This is a genomic window from Sinomonas sp. P47F7 (assembly GCF_049332655.1).
Lineage (GTDB): Bacteria > Actinomycetota > Actinomycetes > Actinomycetales > Micrococcaceae > Sinomonas.
In genome coordinates, this window is the sequence record NZ_CP186327.1 from 3,960,981 (window position 1) to 3,979,096 (window position 18,116).

At 70.9% G+C, this 18,116-nt stretch carries 16 protein-coding genes and 1 tRNA gene; 7 read left to right on the top strand and 10 right to left on the bottom strand.

Features of this window, described 5'->3' with window-relative positions; all coding sequences use genetic code 11:
• Genes ACOKR1_RS18590 through ACOKR1_RS18605 form a run of 4 tightly spaced genes read right to left on the bottom strand, consistent with a single transcriptional unit; the run spans position 1 to position 5,703 of the window.
• Positions 1–597 (bottom strand): Na+/H+ antiporter subunit E, encoded by a 597-nt coding sequence (locus ACOKR1_RS18590; RefSeq protein WP_422934380.1) that lies wholly within the window; start codon positions 595–597, stop codon positions 1–3.
• On the bottom strand, positions 594–2,207 hold the full coding sequence (locus ACOKR1_RS18595; protein WP_422934381.1) for a Na+/H+ antiporter subunit D: 1,614 nt from the start codon (positions 2,205–2,207) through the stop codon (positions 594–596). Before ACOKR1_RS18595 ends, ACOKR1_RS18590 begins: the two co-directional genes overlap by 4 nt.
• The gene (locus ACOKR1_RS18600) at positions 2,204–2,755 is read right to left on the bottom strand and encodes a Na(+)/H(+) antiporter subunit C (protein ID WP_422934382.1); all 552 of its coding nucleotides are present in this window, start codon (positions 2,753–2,755) and stop codon (positions 2,204–2,206) included. Before ACOKR1_RS18600 ends, ACOKR1_RS18595 begins: the two co-directional genes overlap by 4 nt.
• Entirely contained in the window at positions 2,752–5,703 is a 2,952-nt protein-coding gene (locus ACOKR1_RS18605; protein WP_422934383.1) for a Na+/H+ antiporter subunit A, read from the bottom strand. The genes ACOKR1_RS18600 and ACOKR1_RS18605 overlap by 4 nt, the downstream gene beginning before the upstream one ends.
• A gap of 146 nt (positions 5,704–5,849) precedes the next feature.
• On the opposite strand from ACOKR1_RS18605, the gene ACOKR1_RS18610 reads away from it, so the two are divergent.
• Positions 5,850–7,235: an MFS transporter gene (locus ACOKR1_RS18610; RefSeq protein ID WP_422934384.1), complete on the top strand. Its 1,386-nt coding sequence runs from the start codon at positions 5,850–5,852 to the stop codon at positions 7,233–7,235.
• A gap of 74 nt (positions 7,236–7,309) precedes the next feature.
• Here ACOKR1_RS18610 and ACOKR1_RS18615 read toward each other — a convergent pair whose 3' ends face one another.
• Both ACOKR1_RS18615 and ACOKR1_RS18620 read right to left on the bottom strand, forming a co-directional pair.
• A complete protein-coding gene (locus tag ACOKR1_RS18615; RefSeq protein WP_422934385.1) occupies positions 7,310–8,644 on the bottom strand; it encodes an alpha-hydroxy acid oxidase in 1,335 nt (444 codons plus the stop codon).
• A complete protein-coding gene (locus ACOKR1_RS18620) occupies positions 8,641–9,615 on the bottom strand; it encodes a C-terminal binding protein (protein ID WP_422934386.1) in 975 nt (324 codons plus the stop codon). Before ACOKR1_RS18620 ends, ACOKR1_RS18615 begins: the two co-directional genes overlap by 4 nt.
• 127 nt (positions 9,616–9,742) lie before the next feature.
• On the opposite strand from ACOKR1_RS18620, the gene ACOKR1_RS18625 reads away from it, so the two are divergent.
• The 3 genes from ACOKR1_RS18625 (at position 9,743) to ACOKR1_RS18635 (ending at position 12,425) form a co-directional block, all read left to right on the top strand.
• A complete protein-coding gene (locus ACOKR1_RS18625) occupies positions 9,743–10,225 on the top strand; it encodes a cation:proton antiporter regulatory subunit (protein ID WP_422934387.1) in 483 nt (160 codons plus the stop codon).
• Between the two features lie 3 nt (positions 10,226–10,228).
• On the top strand, positions 10,229–11,440 hold the full coding sequence (locus tag ACOKR1_RS18630) for a cation:proton antiporter (RefSeq protein ID WP_422934388.1): 1,212 nt from the start codon (positions 10,229–10,231) through the stop codon (positions 11,438–11,440).
• 136 nt (positions 11,441–11,576) lie between these two features.
• Positions 11,577–12,425: an ACT domain-containing protein gene (locus ACOKR1_RS18635; protein WP_422934389.1), complete on the top strand. Its 849-nt coding sequence runs from the start codon at positions 11,577–11,579 to the stop codon at positions 12,423–12,425.
• 18 nt (positions 12,426–12,443) lie between these two features.
• Here ACOKR1_RS18635 and ACOKR1_RS18640 read toward each other — a convergent pair whose 3' ends face one another.
• From ACOKR1_RS18640 to ACOKR1_RS18650, 3 genes are read right to left on the bottom strand one after another with little or no spacing between them, the layout of a single operon-like run.
• Positions 12,444–13,112: a LutC/YkgG family protein gene (locus tag ACOKR1_RS18640; RefSeq protein WP_422934390.1), complete on the bottom strand. Its 669-nt coding sequence runs from the start codon at positions 13,110–13,112 to the stop codon at positions 12,444–12,446.
• Complete coding sequence (locus ACOKR1_RS18645) at positions 13,109–14,656, bottom strand: lactate utilization protein B (protein WP_422934391.1); 1,548 nt, start codon at positions 14,654–14,656, stop codon at positions 13,109–13,111. Before ACOKR1_RS18645 ends, ACOKR1_RS18640 begins: the two co-directional genes overlap by 4 nt.
• Positions 14,653–15,510, bottom strand: a complete 858-nt coding sequence (locus tag ACOKR1_RS18650; RefSeq protein ID WP_422934392.1) for a (Fe-S)-binding protein — start codon at positions 15,508–15,510, stop codon at positions 14,653–14,655. The genes ACOKR1_RS18645 and ACOKR1_RS18650 overlap by 4 nt, the downstream gene beginning before the upstream one ends.
• Before the next feature lie 84 nt (positions 15,511–15,594).
• On the opposite strand from ACOKR1_RS18650, the gene ACOKR1_RS18655 reads away from it, so the two are divergent.
• Positions 15,595–16,311 (top strand): FadR/GntR family transcriptional regulator, encoded by a 717-nt coding sequence (locus ACOKR1_RS18655; protein ID WP_422934393.1) that lies wholly within the window; start codon positions 15,595–15,597, stop codon positions 16,309–16,311.
• 9 nt (positions 16,312–16,320) lie between these two features.
• Here the strand turns inward: ACOKR1_RS18655 and dcd are convergent, their stop codons facing one another.
• Positions 16,321–16,896 carry a dCTP deaminase gene (dcd, locus tag ACOKR1_RS18660; protein WP_422934394.1) on the bottom strand — a complete coding sequence of 192 codons (576 nt, stop codon included), beginning with the start codon at positions 16,894–16,896 and terminating at the stop codon, positions 16,321–16,323.
• A 124-nt stretch (positions 16,897–17,020) separates the two neighbouring features.
• Between dcd and ACOKR1_RS18665 the strand changes: the two genes are divergently transcribed.
• Together ACOKR1_RS18665 and ACOKR1_RS18670 are read left to right on the top strand one after the other, a co-directional pair.
• Positions 17,021–17,094, top strand: a tRNA-Gly gene (locus ACOKR1_RS18665).
• Positions 17,095–17,137: 43 nt separating this feature from the next.
• Positions 17,138–18,046 carry a PrsW family glutamic-type intramembrane protease gene (locus ACOKR1_RS18670; RefSeq protein WP_422934395.1) on the top strand — a complete coding sequence of 303 codons (909 nt, stop codon included), beginning with the start codon at positions 17,138–17,140 and terminating at the stop codon, positions 18,044–18,046.
• Positions 18,047–18,116: the final 70 nt, after the last annotated feature.

Here is an 18,116-nt window from a genome sequence, read left to right on the forward strand (position 1 = left end):
TCACGAGCGCTCCCTCCCGCTCCGGCCCGGCAGCGTCGACGACGCCCGGCGCAAGTGCTCCTCCTCGCGGAGCAGCCGCAGCTCCTCCTGAGTGCCCATGATCCGGATGAGCTCGGCCTCGGCCGCGAGAACGGACCGGCGGAGGCGCTCGGCCGCGGCCTGGTCCGGGACGTCGATGCCGTGCACGTAGAGCGTCGCGTTGGCCCGGTCCACGTCCACGATGAGTGAGCCCGGAATGAGCGAGACGACATGGCCCGTCGCGGTCACGAGGAGGTCGGAGTGGCTTCTGAGCGGAACGGCGACCACAGCGCTCGTCGCCGCGGGACCGGCTGTGACCGCGAGCCGCAGGACGTGCACGCTTGCCGCGACGAGCTGCCCCACGAAGACGAACGCGTAGCGCACGGCGTGGAGCACGTTGAACCGACCGCTCAGCTCGACGGGCGGGAGGTAGAGGAACCTCGTCACCACGAGAGCGAGGATGAGCCCGAAGACGAGGTTCCCGGGGCTGAAGTCCTGCCACAGGCCGCCCCACACGATCACGAGCCACGCGAGCAGCGGCAGCTCGGTGCGGAGGGAAATGCGCGGCGTCGGGCTCACGGCTGCCCCGCGCTCTGGGGCTGACTCTGCTGGGACTGACTCTGCTGGGACTGGCTCACGTGCTCGGCCGCGTGCCGCGCCGCGTCGGGGCCAAGCACGGCCGAAATGTACGGCGTGCGGTCGAGCATCTCCTTCGCGGCCTCCTCGCTCACCCGGAACAGCGGCCCGGCGAACACGGTGAGGGCGAGGCCGAGCCCCACAAGCCCGGCCGTCGCGCCCACCATGGCCGGGGGCATCGAGCCGCGCCGCGCGGGGGCGAGGAGCGCTGGGTCTGGATTCTCGGCGTCGTCCGTGGTGCGCCAGAAGGCGCGGCCCCACACGCGCGCCATCGCGAGGAGCGTCAGGAGGCTCACCGCGACGCCGGCGGCGACGACGGCGAGAGCCATCGGCGTGCCGAGGGCCACGCCGGCCTGAATGAGGCCGAGCTTCCCGAGGAACCCGGACAGCGGCGGGATACCCGCCAAGTTCATGGCCGGGACGAAATACAGGAGCGCGAGGAGCGGCGAAAGCTTGGCGAGGCCGCCGAGCCGATCGACGGACGCTGAACCAGCCCGCCGTTCGATGAGCCCCGCGACGAGGAAGAGCGAGGTCTGCACCGTGATGTGGTGCATGACGTAGAACACGGTGGACGCGAGCCCGATCACCGAACTCATCGCGAGCCCGAACACCATGTACCCGATGTGGCTGACGAGCGTAAAGGACAGGAGTCGCTTGATGTCAGTCTGCGCGAGCGCGCCGAAGATCCCGACCACCATGGTCAGGAGCGCCACGACCATGAGCGGCACGTTGAGCTGGTCCCCGGGGAACAACAGCGTCTCGGTCCGCACCATCGCGTACACGCCGACCTTCGTGAGCAAGCCCGCGAACACGGCCGTGACAGGCGCCGGTGCGGTCGGATACGAGTCCGGAAGCCAGAACGAGAGCGGGAAGACGGCGGCCTTGATCCCGAAGCCGATGAGCAGCATGACGTGCAGGAGCACCTGGGTCTCCGGCGAGATCTGGCCGAGCTTGACGGCGAGATCGGCCATGTTGACCGTTCCGGTCGCGGCGTAGACCATCCCGATCGCGATGAGGAAAAGGAGCGAGGAGACCACGCTCACGACGACGTAGGTCACCCCCGCGCGGATCCTCGCCGTCGTGCCCCCGAGCGTGAGGAGGACGTAGCTCGCCGTCAGCAGCATCTCGAAGCCGACGTACAGGTTGAACAGGTCCCCCGCGAGGAACGCGTCCGAGACCCCGGCCACGAGAATGAGGAAGCTCGGGTGGAACACCGAGATGGGCCCGTCCTTGTCGCCGTCAGCGATGCCCTGCGATACGGCGTAGACGAGGACCGCGAGGCTCACGGCGCTCGAGACGACGAGCATGAGCGAGGAGAACTGGTCCACCACGAGCGTGATCCCCACGGGCGGAAGCCACTCGCCGATCGGCACGGCGACCGTGCCACCGCCCCACACCGAGACGAGCAGCGCGACCTCGAGCCCGAGGGTCGCGACGAGCACGCCGATGCTCACGATGCGCTGGGCGCGCTCCTGCCGGAGGAGCATGAACGTCGCCGCGGCGCCGAGGATGGGGAGGACGACGGCGAGGGGCGCGAGGGTGGCGACGTTCACTCTGGTTCCTCCTCGTCGCTCGGGCCGGCAGCGAGCGGCACGGCGTCGCCAGGCACGGCGTCCGTCGGCACACCCGGCGCAGCGTGGGGCGCGGCGGCGAGGGCGGCTCGGTCCGCCTCGGCGGCCGCGACGAGGCTCGGGAACTCGCTCAGGTCGGCGGGCACGTCGGCGTCGTCCTCGGGGACCCAACCGGACTGGGCTGCGACGCGACGGTCCTCGAGGTCGTCCGCGACCTCGTCGGCCCGGCCCAGCTGCCACGTCCGGTAGATGAGCGCGAGCATGAACCCCGTGACCGCGAAGGAGATGACGATCGAGGTCAGCACGAACGCCTGTGGGAGCGGGTCGCTGTACGCGTGCGGATCTCTTCCCGGGGCAAAGAACGGCGCGAGGCCCGAGTAGCCGCCCGTGGTCAGCAGCAGGAGGTTGGCGCCGTTCGTGAGCATGAGCAGCCCGAGGAGCACGCGCGTGAGGCTGCGCTCGAGCAGCAGGTAGATGCCGCACGCGAACAGCACGCCGGAGATGATGAGGAGCGTCAGGTTGGGATTCACACGCGCTCGCTTTCTCGCGCGGCGCGGAGTTCGCGCGTCGCGTCGGCCCGCGTGCGGTCCTCGATCTGTTCGTCGATGTGGGAGCCGAGGCTGCGCAGCACGTCGATCACGAGGCCCACGACGATGATGTAGACGCCGATGTCGAACAGCGTGGACGTCACGAACTTCACGTTCCCGAACACGGGCAGCCACAGCGTGATGATGGCGCTCTGGAGGATCTGCCCGCCCACGAGGAGCGGGATCCCGCCGGCGAGCGCCGCCGTCGCGAGCCCGACGCCGAGGAGGACGCCGGGGTTGAACGGCGCGGCCTCGCGCAGCTCGAATCGGCCGCCCGCGAGGTACCGGATGGTCAGCGCGATCCCGGCCACGAGTCCGGCCGCGAAACCGCCGCCGGGCGCGTTGTGCCCCGCGAGCAGGAGGTAGAGCGAGAACAGCACCATGCTGTGGAACACGAGGCGCGTGATGACCTCGAAGATGATCGAGCGCCGCTCGGGGGCTAGCGTGCGGCCCGCGACGAGCCACGCGTCCCGCTCGACCGTCGCGAACGTGCGGGCCACGGCGAGCTCGGCCACGCTGCGCGGCGTGTGCTCGACGGCCCGGACCCGGCCGATGCTCCCCGTCTCGACCTCGTGGGCCGGCCCGAGCCCGCCGCCGCGGTGGCTGATGAAGATGAGGCTCGCAATGCCCGTGGCCGCGAGCACGAGCACGGAGATCTCCCCGAACGTGTCCCATGCGCGGATGTCCACGAGCGTCACGTTCACGATGTTCGTCCCGCCGCCCTGGCTGTAGGCGAGGCGGGGAAAGTCGAGAGAGACGGGCGGGGCCGTGCGCGACCCCATCGCGAACATGCCCGCGAAGACGACGACCGTGCCGAACAGCACAGCGATCACGATCCGCACCACGCGGTACGCCCCACCCGTGCGGTCGCGGAGCTGCGCGGGAAGGCGCCGCATGCCGAGCACGAACGCGACGAGGACGATCGTCTCGACGAGGAGCTGCGTCATCGCGAGGTCCGGCGCGCCCTGGAGCGCGAAGATGAGCGCGATGCCGTAGCCGGTCACGGACACCATGAGCACGGCGAGGAAGCGCTTGTTGGCGCGGACCGCTGCGAGTGCGCCGATCGCGATGCCCACACCGACAACGGCCTGGAGCGGCGCGTTCGGGTCCACGAGGTACGTCCCGCCGGGGATCGCGGGCCGGGTCGCGAGCATGACGACGAGCGGCAGCACGGTCGCGACCGAGAGGATCACCGCGAGGTAGAAGAAGAGCGAGCCGCGCTGGGTGCGTCCGGTCACCCAGATGGCCGTGTCGTCCACGGCGCCGACCGTCGCGCGGTACACGCGCTCGGCGTCCGGCAGGCCAGAGACCGCGACCTGCGCGCGGTACACGGCGTCGCGGAACCAGAAGAGCACGCCGCCCCCGAGCCACGCCGCGGCGGAGAGCGCGAGCGGAAGGTCCATCCCGTGCCACGCCGAGAGGTGCTCGGCCGAACCTGCGTGCGGGGCGACCCACGCGTCGACGGGGGCGGGCCACACGCCGTACACGAGGCCGAGCGCCCCGAGGATGGCCGGGGCCGCGGCGAACAGGGGCGTGATCGGCTTGAAGGGCGTGTCCGGGAGGCCGGGCTTGCGCGCGAACGCTCCCCAGACGAACCGCGCGCTGTACGCGACCGTGAGCGCCGAGCCCACCACGAACGCGGCGAGGACGACGGCGCCCCACGGCTCCCCGAGCGCGGCGTCGCCGTGAAGGAACCCGCCGAAGATTGCCTCCTTCGCGACGAAGCCGCCGAAGAGCGGGAGGCCCGCCATGGAGGCCGCCGCGAGAGCGGCGACGACGCCGAGCCCCCGCGACTGCCGGAAGACACCGGAGAGCCGCCGGACGTCGCGCGTGCCGGTCTGGTGGTCCACGATCCCCACCACGAGGAAGAGCGTCGCCTTGAACAGCGCGTGCGCGACCACAAGCGCGAGCCCAGCGAGCGCGGCCTCGGGCGTGCCGAGACCGACGACGGCGACCATGAACCCGAGCTGGCTCACGGTCCCGAACGCGAGGAGCAGCTTGATGTCGGTCTGGCGCAGCGCGCGGTAGCCGCCCACGAGGAGCGTCGCGAGTCCGAAGCCCAGCACCACTGGCCGCCAGTACGGCGTGTCGGCGAAACCGGGGGCGAGCCGGGCCACGAGGTAGACGCCAGCCTTGACCATCGCGGCGGCATGCAGATAGGCGGAGACCGGCGCCGGGGCGGCCATCGCCGCGGGCAGCCAGAAGTGGAACGGGATGAGGGCCGACTTGCTGAGCGCCCCGACGAGGACCAGAAGCGCGCCGAGGGCCATGGCGCCCGAGGTGGGCGCCGTCGTCGTCAATTCGCCCGCCCGCGCGAGGATGGCCGAGATGCGGTAGGTGCCCGCGGCGTTCCCGATGACCACGAGGCCCACGAGCATCGCGAGCCCGCCCGCGGTCGTGACGATGAGGGCCTGGATCGCCGCGCGGCGAGCCGCGAGGCGGGCCCGCGCGAAGCCGATGAGCAGGAACGAGAGGACGCTCGTGAGCTCCCAGAAGACGAAGAGTGCGATGAGATCGTCCGCGGTGACGAGCCCGAACATCGCGCCCGCGAACGCGAGGAGTTGGCCGCCGAAGCCACCCAACCCGTCGTCGTCGTTCTTGAAGTACCGCGCGCAATAGGCGAGCACGAGCGCGCCCACGCCGAGCACCAGAAGGCACATGACCCACGCGAGCGGATCGAGGCGGAAAGCGAAGTCGAGTCGGAGACCGGGAATGTAGGAGTAGGTCTCCTCGAGGCCAGCGCCGTACGCGGCGCCGTGCTGGGCCGCGAGCCAGACCAGGGAGAGCGCGGGCACCGCCGCGAGGAGGAAGAACGCCGAGCGGCCCCACCGCCGGAAGATCCAGGGCGCACCAGCCGCCACTGCAAAGTGCAGGGCGAGAACTGGGACCACCGGGCGCCTCCGCGTGTTCAGGTGTTATCGAGTCAACAAAGTTGGGGTCAGGCGAAAGTAAGTTGGGTTCAATCCCCGTCGATCCATCACTGGAAAATGCTGGTGCGAGCAGCGCCGCCAGTCTATCAGGGGCTAGCATTCCAGCTATGACGACTGCCGCGCAGCAGCCATCGGAGCTCGAGCTCCACACCGCACCCGTCAGATACGGCCAAGTGCTCGCGTGGGCCTCGTGGGATTGGGGTTCCGCGGCCTTCAACGCCGTCATGACGACGTTCGTCTTCACGGTCTATCTGACCTCCTCCGCGTTCGGCGGCGCGGACCACGCCTCCTCCGTGCTCGGCGCGGCGCTCGGGATCGGCGGCTTCCTCATCGCGGTCCTGGCCCCCGTCTCGGGCCAGCGCTCCGACGCCGGCGGTCGCCGCAAGCTGTGGCTCGGCATCCACACGGGCGTCGTGGCGCTGCTCACGGGACTGTGCTTCTTCGCCTTTCCGCGGCCCGAGTTCCTCTGGTACGGGGCGAGCCTCATCGCGGCCGGCCACGTGTTCTCCGAGCTCGCGGGCGTCAACTACAACGCCATGCTCGAGCAGATCGCGACGCCCAAGACCATCGGGCGGATCTCCGGCCTCGGCTGGTCTGCCGGGTATTTCGGCGGAATCGTCGCGCTCCTGCTCGTGCTCGCGCTCTTCGTCCAACCCGCGTTCCACTGGTTCGGGGCGTCGACCACGGAGAGCCTCAACATCCGCCTCGTCGCCGTCTTCTCGATGCTGTGGATCATCGCCTTCTCGCTGCCCGTCCTGTTCGCGGTGCCCGAGGTTCCGCGGCGCCGGGCGGCTCGGCTGGGCGTCGTCGCCTCGTACGGGCTGCTGTGGCGACGCATTGTGGCGATCTACCGCACGAGCCCCCACACGCTCTACTTCCTCGTGGCGAGCGCCGTGTTCCGCGACGGGCTCGCGGCAGTGTTCACGTTCGGCGGGGTCATCGCGGCCGGGACGTTCGGCTTCTCACTGAGCCAGGTCATCTTCTTCGCGATCTTCGGGAACGTCGTCGCAGCGATCGGCGCGATCACGGGCGGCTTCCTCGACGATCGGATCGGGCCCAAACGCGTGATCATGGGCGCGCTCGTGGGGCTGCTCGTGGCCGGCACCGCGATCCTCGTGCTCGGCAACGGGACGTATTCAGTCTTCGGGTTCACGTGGACGGGCACGGCGACATTCTGGGTGTTCGGGCTGTTCCTGACCCTGTTCGTCGGCCCCGCGCAGGCCTCCGCCCGGGCGTACCTCGCGCGGCTCGCGCCGGACGGGGAATCCGGCGAGCTGTTCGGTCTGTACGCGACGACGGGCCGCGCCGTCAGCTTCCTCGCCCCTCTCCTTTTCAGCGCGTGCATCGCGATCGCGACACCGCTCGTCGCGGAAGGCCAGGCTCAGCGCTGGGGCATCCTCGGGATCATGCTCGTGCTCCTCGCGGGTCTGCTCGTGCTGCTCCCGGTGCGGCCGCCGTCGAACGTCGCGACGGCCGTCGTCCCGGAGCGCTGAGCCCCGCCGCTCCCCTCGTCTCGGGTACAGGTCTCCCCAACCCTCAGCGTCTCGGGTACAGGTCTCCCCAACCCTCAGCGTCTCGGGTACAGATCATCTGTATCCGAAACCCTGCTGCCCATCCTGACGTGGTGGGGCGCGATCTTGCTCGTCGCGTCGAGTCCGAGGAGCTGGAGCGCCCGCCGGTACTCGGCGCGGAGGATCTCGACGGCGCGCTCAACGCCCCGCTCGCCCCCAGCCATGAAGCCATAGAGGTACGCCCGGCCGATCATGACCGCGTCGGCGCCCCGCGCGATCGCCGCGACGATGTCCTGGCCGTTCCGCACCCCGCTGTCGAGCAGAACGGTCGCGTCCGGGCCCACGGCCTCTCGGATCGCGGGAAGCGCCTCGAGCGTCGCGGGCGTCCGGTCAAGCTGGCGGCCACCGTGGTTCGACACGACGACGCCGTCCGCGCCGAGCTCGACCGTGCGCCGCGCGTCGCGGGGGTTGAGCACGCCCTTGACGAGCAGGCGATGCGGCCACGCCCCGCGGAGCCACTCGAGGTGCTCCCAGTCCAGACCGGGATCGAACAGCATCGCGGCGACGTCCGCGGACGTCCCCGGGTAGTCGCGCAGGGACGCAAAGCTGATCGGCGCCGTCGTGAGCTTGTTGAGCCACCAATACGGGAAGCGCGCCATGTCGAGGAACGTCTGCGCGGTGAGCGACGGCGGGATGGTGAGGCCGTTGCGCGTGTCCTTGTGCCGGCCGCCGGCCACGGCGGTGTCGATCGTGAGGATCACGGTGTCGCAGCCCGCCGCGAGCGCGCGGCCGACCAGGTCGGCGTTGAGGGCCCGATCGTTCGTGAGGTAGAGCTGGAACCAGTTCCGTCCTCGCGGTGCCGCATCGCGGACCTCTTCGATGGTCGTGGTGCCCACGGTCGAGAGCGCGTAGGGGAGGCCGTTCCGCTGCGCGACACGGGCCACGGCGGCCTCGCCCTCGTGGTGCATCATGCGCGTGTAGCCCGTGGGCGCGAACACAAGCGGGAAAGCGATGCGCTCGCCCAGGAGCTCGGTCGAGAGGTCCGGATCCGCCACGGAGTTGAGCCCGTCCGGCACGAACACCGCAGTGCGGAACGCGTCGAGATTGCGCCGCGCCGTGACCTCGGCCTCGGCGGCGCCGTCCACGTAGTCGAAGACGGCGCGCGGGGTGGTCCGACGGCCGATCGCGCGCAAGTCCTCGATCGTCAGCGCGCGCTCGAGCCGCCGCCGCACTGGATCGAGCACGGGCGCACGGAACTGCAGGAGCTCACGCACCTCGGAGACGCGCGGGAGCTGGCGGCGGACTCGGAGAGGCGCTTCGGGAGCCGCGGCCTCGGCCGGTCCCACTCCGGCGGCCCGGGTCTCGCAGGCGACCTCCGCCCCGCGGTTCACGCGAGCACCTCGGGGTTGACGATGTTCCGGGGCCGCCGCCCGGCGAGGACGTCCGCGACGTTCTGGGCCGTGCGCGTCTTGAGTTCCTGCTGGGACTCCTCGCTGTACCACGCAGCATGGGGCGTGAGCACGGTGTTCGGAAGCCCCAGGAGCGCGCTGTCGCGCGGGAGCGGTTCCTCCTCGAAGACGTCGAGGCCGGCGCCGCGGATCGCGCCCGTGCGGAGGGCCTCGACGAGCGCGCGGGTGTCGACGACGCCGCCGCGGCACGTGTTGACGAGCACGGCGCCCGGCTTCATCGCGGCGAGCACGTCGGCGTCGATGAGGTGCCGCGTGTGGGCGTTGAGCGGGATGTGCAGCGACAGGACGTCCGCGCGCCGCACGAGCTCACCGAAGTCGACCACCTCGGTGCCTTCCGCCGTCGTCGTCCCCGCCGCGTGGAGCGGGTCGAAACCGATGGTCCGGTAGCCCACGCCGCGGGCCTTGCGCGCGGTCGCGGCTCCGATGAGTCCGAGGCCGACGACGCCGAACGTGCGGCCCGCGACCCGATGGAGCGGCTGCACCGGATCGAGCGAGTAGCCTCCCGCTCGCATCGCCCGGTCGAGGCCCGCGACGCCGCGGGCGAGGCTCAGCGCGAGCGCGATCGCGTGGTCGCTCACATCCTCAGTTCCGTAGTCTGGGACGTTGCACACAGCCACGCCGTGCTCGGTCGCGGCCGCGACGTCCACGTTGTCCACGCCGACGCCGTACCGGCCCACCGCCCTGAGGCCCGGGAGCGCCGCGAGGGCGGCGCTCGTCACGGGCGCGTACTGGACGATGATCGCGTCCGCGCCCTGCGCCGCGGCGACGACCTCGGCTTCCGTCCGGCACGCGGCGAGGACGAGCTCGAGGCCCTCCGCGGCGGCGACCTCCTCTTCCTCCGCCACGGCTCCGTGGTCGACGTCCGTGATGACCACGCGGGGCTTCGAATCCACCGCGACCTCCTTCGTCCGGCTCTGCTCTCCACGCCAGCTTAGGCGAGCGAATCGTATAGGAGATATCCGATATTCTTCGCTGGTCCAGGCCCGGTCCATTGTCGGTGCCCCGGATTAGAGTTGTTCCATGAACGTGGACGAGACCGAGCTCCCCGGCTTCGGGGTGCGCAAGGACTTCATGACCGTGTCGGGGCGGCGCATCGGAGTCGTGGCGCATCGCGACGGCCAGACCGAGCTCATCATCTCTGCGTGGGACGATCCCGACACGTGCCAGGCGTCGATCCCGCTCACGGGAGACGAGGCCTCCGCCCTCGGCAACCTCCTGGGAAGCCAGCGCATCGTCATGCAGCTCACCGAGGAGCACAAGGAAGTCCCAGGCATCGTGACCCGGCAGTTCAGCATCCTGCCCGATTCCCCGTACCGGGACCAGCCCATGGGCAAGGCCGCGATCCGGACCAGAACGTCGGTCTCGATCGTCGCGATCATGCGCGAGGGCGAGGTGCTCCCATCCCCGAGTCCGGACGCCATGCTCCGCGCTGGCGACCTGCTCGTCGCCGTCGGCACGCAGGAGGGGCTCGACGCCACGGCGACGATCCTGCGCAACGGCTAGCCCATGGATCCGATCGCACTCACGCTCATCGAACTCGGGGCCGTCATCTTCGCCCTCGGCTTCCTCGCGCGGCTCGCCGGTCGGATCAGCATGTCCCCCATCCCGCTGTACCTCCTCGGTGGCCTCCTCTTCGGCGCCGGCGGGCTCGTGGACCTCCACGGCGTGCGCGAATTCGCGCATCTCGCGGGGGAAATCGGCGTCATCCTGCTCTTGCTCCTGCTCGGCCTCGAGTACACAGCAAAGGAGTTGTTCACCGGTCTGCGCCGCTCGTGGCAGGCGGGAGTCGTGGACGCTGTCCTCAATTTCCTGCCCGGCGCGGGCGTCGCGCTCGTGCTCGGCTGGGGCGGCGTCGGCGCGCTCGTGATGGGCGGCGTCACGTACATCTCCTCGTCGGGGATCGTGGCGAAAGTCATCACCGACCTCGGGCGGCTCGGCAACCGCGAAACGCCGACCATCCTCTCGATCCTCGTGTTCGAGGACCTCGCCATGGCCATCTTCCTGCCGATCCTCACGGCGGTGCTCGCGGGCGTGGGCTGGTTCGGCGGGCTCCAGACCGTGGCCATCTCGCTCGCGGTCATCACTCTCGTGCTCGTCGTCGCGCTGCGCCAGGGCCACCGCGTCTCGAAGGTGGTCCACAGCGAGAACTCCGAGGTGTTCCTCCTCAACGTCATGGGCCTCGCGCTGCTCGTGGCCGGGCTCGCGTCCGCGATGCAGGTCTCCGCTGCCGTGGGCGCCTTCATGCTCGGCATCGCCATCTCAGGCACGACGGCGAGCGTCGCCTCGCGTCTCCTCGAACCGCTGCGGGACCTCTTCGCGGCGATCTTCTTCGTCGCGTTCGGCCTCAACATCGACCCGCGGTCCATCCCGCCGGTGCTCGGCTGGGCGCTCCTCCTCGCGCTCGTGACGGCCCTGACGAAGATCGCCACCGGGTGGTGGGCCGCGTGGCGCGCCGGAGTTGCGGTGCCCGGACGCGCCCGCGCGGCCGCCTCGCTGATCGCGCGCGGTGAGTTTTCGATCGTCATCGCGGGCCTCGCCGTCGCGTCCGGCGTTGTGACGGGCGAGCTCGCTGCCCTTGCGACCGCGTACGTGCTGCTCATGGCCGTCATCGGACCGCTCGCCGCGCGGTTCGTCGAGCCCGCGGTCAAGGCGTTCCGGACGCCGCGCACCTCCCCCGTTGCGCCGTCACCTCCGCAGGGCGCCTCGCGCCAACCCTGACGCCCCTCCCGTTGCGCCGTCACCTCCGCGGGGTCGCACCCGCCAAACCTGACGGCGCAAGTGAGGGGGCCCACGCGTCCCCGCACTTAAACACCCGCGCAACAGCCGCGAAACGTCGTCCCGGGAACATGGATTCATGGACGACCCGCGCACGGCCCCGATCGCCCCTGCCCCGACCTCGCGCACGGCGCACGCCGACCTTGCGTGCGAGGTCTGCGGCCGCTACCCCGAGCCGCCGAAGGTCCGCCTCACGCTCGCGCACGTCGCCGCGATGCTGCCCATCGAGCTCGCGGTGCACGCCGCCGTCGTCGGTACGGAGTGGCCGCTCCCGCTCAAGGTGCTCCTCCTCGCGGCGACGACCACCGCGCTCGTCATCTGGGTCGCCGAGCCGAGCGTCCGGCGGCTCCTCCGCTCATGGCTGCACGCGCCCGCCCTGCGCCGCCGCCGCGCGCTCGAGGTCGCGCCGGCGCTGTGGCGCGCCCGCGTCACCCTCCCCGACATGCCGGGGGCGCTCGAGCGGATCACCCGGGCGCTCGCCAAGCTCGGCGTGAACGTCCTCTCCATCCAGTCGCAGCCCGTGACGGGCGGGGTGGTCGACGCGCTCGTGCTCTCGGCCCCCGGCGGGCTCACCGAGGACGACCTCCTCGATGCGCTGGCCCACGGCGGCGGCGCGGGGCCGCGCGTATGGCCCACCACGCCGCTCGCGCTCGTCGACGGCCCGACGCACGCGCTGAGCCTCGCGGCCCGCGTCGCGGCGAACCCCGCCGAGCTCCCGTATGCGGCGGCCGAGCTCCTGGGCGCCGAGCGAGTCCCTGCGGACAGGCCGCTCGACCCACAAGCCGTTGCGCGCGGGTCAGCGCTCAAGGTCCCGGCCTCGCCCGAGCCGCTCGTGCTCATCCGGCCGGGCGAACCGTTCACGCCCGCGGAGTCGGCCCGTGTGAGCCGCCTTGCGGAGCTCGCCGAGGCGAGTGCGCTGCGCGGCTAGCGCGCTGGCCTGCCCCGGTCAGCGCGCGATGATGACGTCGAGCGTGCGTGGGCCGTGGACACCCTCGACGCGCTCAAGCTCGATGTCGCTCGTGGCGGACGGACCCGAGATGAGCGTGAGCGGCCGCGTGACGTCGAGCCGCGCGAAGCCCTCCGGGACGATCCCCACGATCGTCCCGACCGGCACCACGCACACATGGTGGTCCGGCACGAGCGAGATCGCCCGCCGCCCCTGGTCCGGCGAGCCGTCCAGCACAATCGTCCCCGTCTCGGCGATGCTCACCGCGGACGACGTCACCACGGCGTCCAGACCGTCCAAACGGACGACGGCGAGCGGCGCCTCACGCGAGTCCCTCACCGCGCGCTCGGCGAGGCTCGGGTCGAGCCATTCGGCGGGGAAGCCCTCCGGGGCCACGAACTCCTTGCCTTCGAGGCGTGTCCGGATCGCGGCGGCCACTTCGGACCGCGGGACCACCTCGACGCGGGCCTTGTAGTCTTCCAGCCGGTCGACGAGGAGCTCCACGAGGGCGTCCTCGCCGAGGCCGGAGTCAGTGCGGTATCCGGCGGGCGCGGGACCGGATTCAGGGGTCGCCTCCTGCGGGTGCGCACCCAGCGGACGTGACGGCTCAACGGAATCGCGGCCGAGCGCCTCGTGGATGCGGGCAAGGATCTCGTCGCGAGCGCTCATCGCGTCTCCCCTTCCGTTGCGCCGTCACCTTCGCGCGGTCCGGCGCCCTTCTCCCGCTTCTTCCACCAGCTTCGGAACGATTCGCTCGGGGGTGCGGGGACGTCGCGGCTCTGGGTCCAGCCGGCGGCGAGACCGGGCAGGCTCGTGAACTTCCCGTCGCGCCCCGCGAGCGCCCGCGCCACAGGGAGCCCCTTCTCGAGCAGCCCGAGCCGCTCGCCCGAGGACAGCGCCCACGACGCCGCGCCGAGGGCCACGTCCATCTGGGTGGGGAGGCCCCGCCGTCGTCCGCTCGAACCCGAGCGAGGCGCGTGCTTCGCCTCCACGTCCTCGCCGCGCAGGTGCACGAGGATCTCGGGGATGTTGATCTTGACCGGGCACGCGTCGAAGCATGCGCCGCACAGCGACGACGCGTACGGCAGCGACGCATTCTCCTCCGCCTCGACGCCCGTGAGCAGGGGCGAGAGGATCGCTCCGATGGGACCGGGATACGTCGAGCCGTAGGCGTGGCCGCCGGTGCGCTCGTATACCGGGCACACGTTCATGCACGCCGAGCAGCGGATGCAGTGCAGCGCGCTGCGCCCATGCCGGTCCGCAAGCGCCCGCGTCCGGCCGTTGTCGAGCAGGATCACGTGGACGTTCTGCGGGCCGTCGCCGGGAGTGACTCCCGTCCAGAGCGACGTGTACGGGTTCATGCGCTCGCCCGTGGAGGAGCGCGGGAGCAGCTGCATGAAGACCTCGAGGTCCTGAGCCCGCGGGAGCACCTTCTCGATGCCCATGACCGTGATGAGGGTTTCGGGGAGCGTGAGGCACATGCGCCCGTTGCCCTCGGACTCGACCACCCCGAGCGTGCCGGTCTCCGCGACGCCGAAGTTCGCGCCCGAGATCGCGACCTTCGCTGACAGGAATTTCCGGCGCAGATGCGCGCGGGCGGCCATCGCGAGGCGGCGCGGCTCGTCCGTGAGGGAGCGGTCGACGCCGGGCATCTCGCGCAGGAAGATGTCGCGGATCTCGGTCCGGTTCTTGTGGATCGCGGGGACCAGGATGTGGCTCGGCTTGTCATGGTCGAGCTGGACGATGAGCTCGGCGAGATCGGTCTCGAACGCCGCGATGCCGCGCTCCTCGAGATACTCGTTGAGCCCGATCTCCTGCGTGGCCATCGACTTGACCTTGACGACCTCGCTCGCGCCGGTGTCGCGGATGAGGCCCTCGACGATCCGGTTCGCCTCCGCGGCGTCGCGCGCCCAGTGGACCGTGCCGCCGCGCGAAGTGAACTGCTCCTCGAACTGGGCCAGGAGCTCCGGGAGGCGGGACATCGCCTCGGTCTTGATGGCCGAGCCCGCATCGCGGAGCGACTCCCAGTCGGGCAGTTCAGACACGACCCGGAGCCGCTTGTCCCGGATGGTGTGGGTCGCGTGGCCGAGGTTGGCGCGGAGCTGGGCGTTGCCGAGCTCGCGGTGCGCCGCCTTCGGGAAAGGCTCGACGGCGGAGATGTTGCCGAAGCCGCGGGGCGGCACGGCTGGCATTCCCAACGAAACCGTGGTCATCGGGCACCTCCGAGGGTGCCGCCGAGCGCAAGCTCGCCGTCGAACATCAGGGGACTGTCGCGGGTCGAGGCGAGCACCTCCGCGAGGTGGACGGTGCGCACGGGGACGCCGCCCGCCGTCGTCCGCTGCTCGCGCGAAAGCCCGCCGCCGATGTGCATGAGGCACGAGGCGTCGCCGCCCGCGCACGCCGCGGCGCCCGTCCCGCAGATGTTCGCGACCTTGTCGGCGAGCATCGCCGAGGAGACGTCCGCGTTCTTGACGGCGAACGTCCCGCCGAAGCCGCAGCACTGGTCGGCCTCAGGGAGGTCGACGACGCTGAGCGCCTCGACGCTGCGCAGGAGGCTCAACTGGCGGTCGCCCAGGCGGAGGAGGCGCATGCCGTGGCATGACGGGTGGTACGTGACGGTCCCCGGGAGGTACGAGCCCAGCTGCGCGGCCGCGTCCGTGACGCCGAGGACATCGGTGAGGAGCTGCGCGAGCTCGTACGTGCGACGTCCGACGGCGGTCGCCCGCGCCTCAAGCGTCGGGTCGGCGGCTTTCCCGCCCTTCTCGACCGCCCACTGCGCGACCATCGCGTGCTGATGCTTCACTGAGGCGACGCACGAACCCGAAGGCGCGACCGCGACGTCGTACTCCCCCGTGTCGAACCCGGCCTCGAACGCGCGGACGTGGTTCGCGACCACCGGGAGCGCCTCGCGGAAGTAGCCCGAGTTGAGGTGCATCTGCCCGCAGCACGCCTGGCCGGACGGGAACACGACCTCGTGCCCGAGCCGCTCGAGGATCTGCACCGTGGCCTGCGCGACGCGCGGGTACATCGCGTCGACGATGCACGTCGCGAAGAGCGCGATCTTCATGAGGGGTCCTCTCCGGCCCGGGTCGCACTGGGGGCCATGTGGTCCGACCATACCGGCCCAGCCCCCATACGGCAAGATGGATCCATGTCCGAACCGACTCCGCGCCCAGCCCCCGACCGCGCCCACGACGCCGTGCTGCGCCACATCGAGGACCGTCTGCGGTCAGGGGAGATCAAGCTCGGCGACCGGCTGCCCGGCGAGCGCGCGCTTGCGGAGCAGTTCGGCATCTCCCGCGCGTCGGTGCGGGACGCGATCCGCGCGCTCGAGGTCATGGGGGTCGTGAAGTCCGCTACCGGCTCGGGGCCGAACGCGGGCACGATCGTGGTCTCCGACCCCTCCGCGGCGCTCGGCTCCGCGCTCCGACTGCACGTCGCGAGCCAACGGCTGCCGGTCAAGGACATTGTCGAGGCCCGCATCATGATGGAGACGTGGTCCCTCGCGCACGCCGCGGACGCGCCATGGGACGCGGGGCAGCTGGCGGAGGCGCGTCGGCTGCTCGAGGCGATGGACGACGGCGGGCTCCCCTCTCCGGCGTTCACGGCCCTCGACGCGCAGTTCCACGTCGCCCTGAGCGCGCTCGCGGGGAACGCGGTGGTGAGCACCATGATGGATTCACTTCGCGAGGCAATCCGCACGTACGTCGACGAGGCCGTGCTCGCGCACGGCGAATGGGACAGCATCGCGGCCGAGCTCCGCGAGCAGCACCGCGGGATCCTTGAGGCCGTCGAGGCGCGCGACGGCGAGGCCGCCGCTCGGCTCGTGCGCGAGCACATCGAGTGGTTCTACGCCCGGACCCTCTAGGCGCGCCGGCTACACGCTCGTGCGGTGGAAGTTGAGGTAACTGCGCGAGGCCGTGGGGCCCCGCTGGCCCTGGTAGCGGTTCCCGTACATTCCGGAGCCGTACGGGTGCTCCGCGGCGGAGGAGAGGCGGAAGAAGCACAACTGGCCGATCTTCATGCCCGGCCACAGCTTGATGGGCAAAGTCGCGACGTTCGAAAGCTCGAGCGTCACGTGGCCGGAGAAGCCGGGGTCGATGAAGCCCGCCGTCGAATGAGTCAGGAGGCCCAGGCGGCCGAGCGAGGACTTGCCCTCGAGCCGGGCCGCGATGTCCTCAGGCAGCGAGACGGTCTCGAACGTCGAGCCGAGCACGAACTCGCCGGGGTGAAGGATGAACGGCTCGTCGCTCGCGACCTCGACGAGGCGGGTGAGCTCGGGCTGCTCGAGCGCGGGGTCGATATGCGCGTACTTGTGGTTGTCGAACAGCCGGAAGAAGCGGTCGATCCGCACGTCGACGCTGGACGGCTGGACCATGGCCGGCTCGAACGGCTCCAGCGAGATTCGCTGGGCCTCGATCTCGGCTCGAATGTCGCGGTCGGAGAGCAGCACGCCTCCCAAAATACCCCAGCTCACCCCACGGACCGTCGTCGTCCCGTCACGGAGACGGCGACCGCACCGCGAATCAAGCACATGACCGCGTGCTGTAAGCTGGATGAAGCCTTTCGGGGCCAACGCGGCCGTAGCTCAATGGCAGAGCGCACGCTTCCCAAGCCTGATACGCGGGTTCGATTCCCGTCGGCCGCTCCAACGTGACCGCCTCCGCTCGGAGGCCGGCGGTATCCTCACTCTCGTGGACGCAGACTCCGCTCCAGCCAGAACACGCCAGGGATGGTGGTGGAAGGCCCTCCTTGCGGGCCTGGCGCTCTGGCTCGCCACGATCGTCGTCACCTCCACAACGCGCAGCCCCCATCTCGTCCCCACGCTCATCCTGCTCGGGAGCCTGCTCGTGCCGTTCTGCGTGGTCCTGTTCGCGGCCGAGCGGATCAGCGGGAACCTCACCTCGCTCGACGCGTTCATGGCCTTCTTCCTCGGCGGCGCCTTCGGCGTTCTCGGGGTGGCGCTCCTCGAGTCGAAGCTCGAGGCCTCGCCGTGGCTCTACCTCCGGGTCGCGCTCGTCGAGGAGTTCGTCAAGGCCCTCATCCTGCTCGTCCTCGGCCGCTCCGTCGCACCCAAGACGGCACCGCAAGGGGCACTGCTCGGGGCGTGCATCGGAGCGGGCTTCGCCGGCTTCGAGTCGGCGGGATACGCGTTCAGCGCCGCCGTGACGGCCAACGGGCTCGATCTCGGGTCCCTCATCCAGAGCGAGGCGACACGGTCCATCCTGACTCCCGTGTGCCACGTCCTGTGGACGGCGCTTCTCGGGGCGATCATCTTCGGCGCCGCGGGGCAAGCCTCACGCGGCGCCGCGCGCGGCACGGCAGACGGCGCCGAGGGAAGGGCCTCGCGCTATCGCCTCACGGCCGGGGTCCTCGCGGTGTTCCTTGGCGTCGTCGCGCTCCACGCGCTGTGGGACTCGATGCAGGGACTTGCGGACGCGTTCGCCGCCGTCGTCATGGGCACCGTGGGGCCGGGGGCTCCCGCCGCGAGCCAGGTCCAGACGCTCTCCCCGGCCCTCTACGTCGCCGGGCTCGTGCTCGTGGCTGCAGCCGGAGTCGGCGCGCTCGCGCTGGTTCTGCGGCACCACAAGCCCCGGGCGTGACCCGCGCCTCTCCCCGAGATTGACACGCAGATCACATCGTGGTCTATTGGAAAGCGCTTACCAAGGCGTA

Coding starts and splice junctions, on each gene's coding strand:
- ACOKR1_RS18610 (WP_422934384.1), top strand. CDS start 5,850: ATGACGACTGCCGCGCAGCAGCCATCGGAGCTCGAGCTCCACACCGCA.
- ACOKR1_RS18625 (WP_422934387.1), top strand. CDS start 9,743: ATGAACGTGGACGAGACCGAGCTCCCCGGCTTCGGGGTGCGCAAGGAC.
- ACOKR1_RS18630 (WP_422934388.1), top strand. CDS start 10,229: ATGGATCCGATCGCACTCACGCTCATCGAACTCGGGGCCGTCATCTTC.
- ACOKR1_RS18635 (WP_422934389.1), top strand. CDS start 11,577: ATGGACGACCCGCGCACGGCCCCGATCGCCCCTGCCCCGACCTCGCGC.
- ACOKR1_RS18640 (WP_422934390.1), bottom strand. CDS start 13,112: ATGAGCGCTCGCGACGAGATCCTTGCCCGCATCCACGAGGCGCTCGGC.
- ACOKR1_RS18645 (WP_422934391.1), bottom strand. CDS start 14,656: ATGACCACGGTTTCGTTGGGAATGCCAGCCGTGCCGCCCCGCGGCTTC.
- ACOKR1_RS18650 (WP_422934392.1), bottom strand. CDS start 15,510: ATGAAGATCGCGCTCTTCGCGACGTGCATCGTCGACGCGATGTACCCG.
- ACOKR1_RS18655 (WP_422934393.1), top strand. CDS start 15,595: ATGTCCGAACCGACTCCGCGCCCAGCCCCCGACCGCGCCCACGACGCC.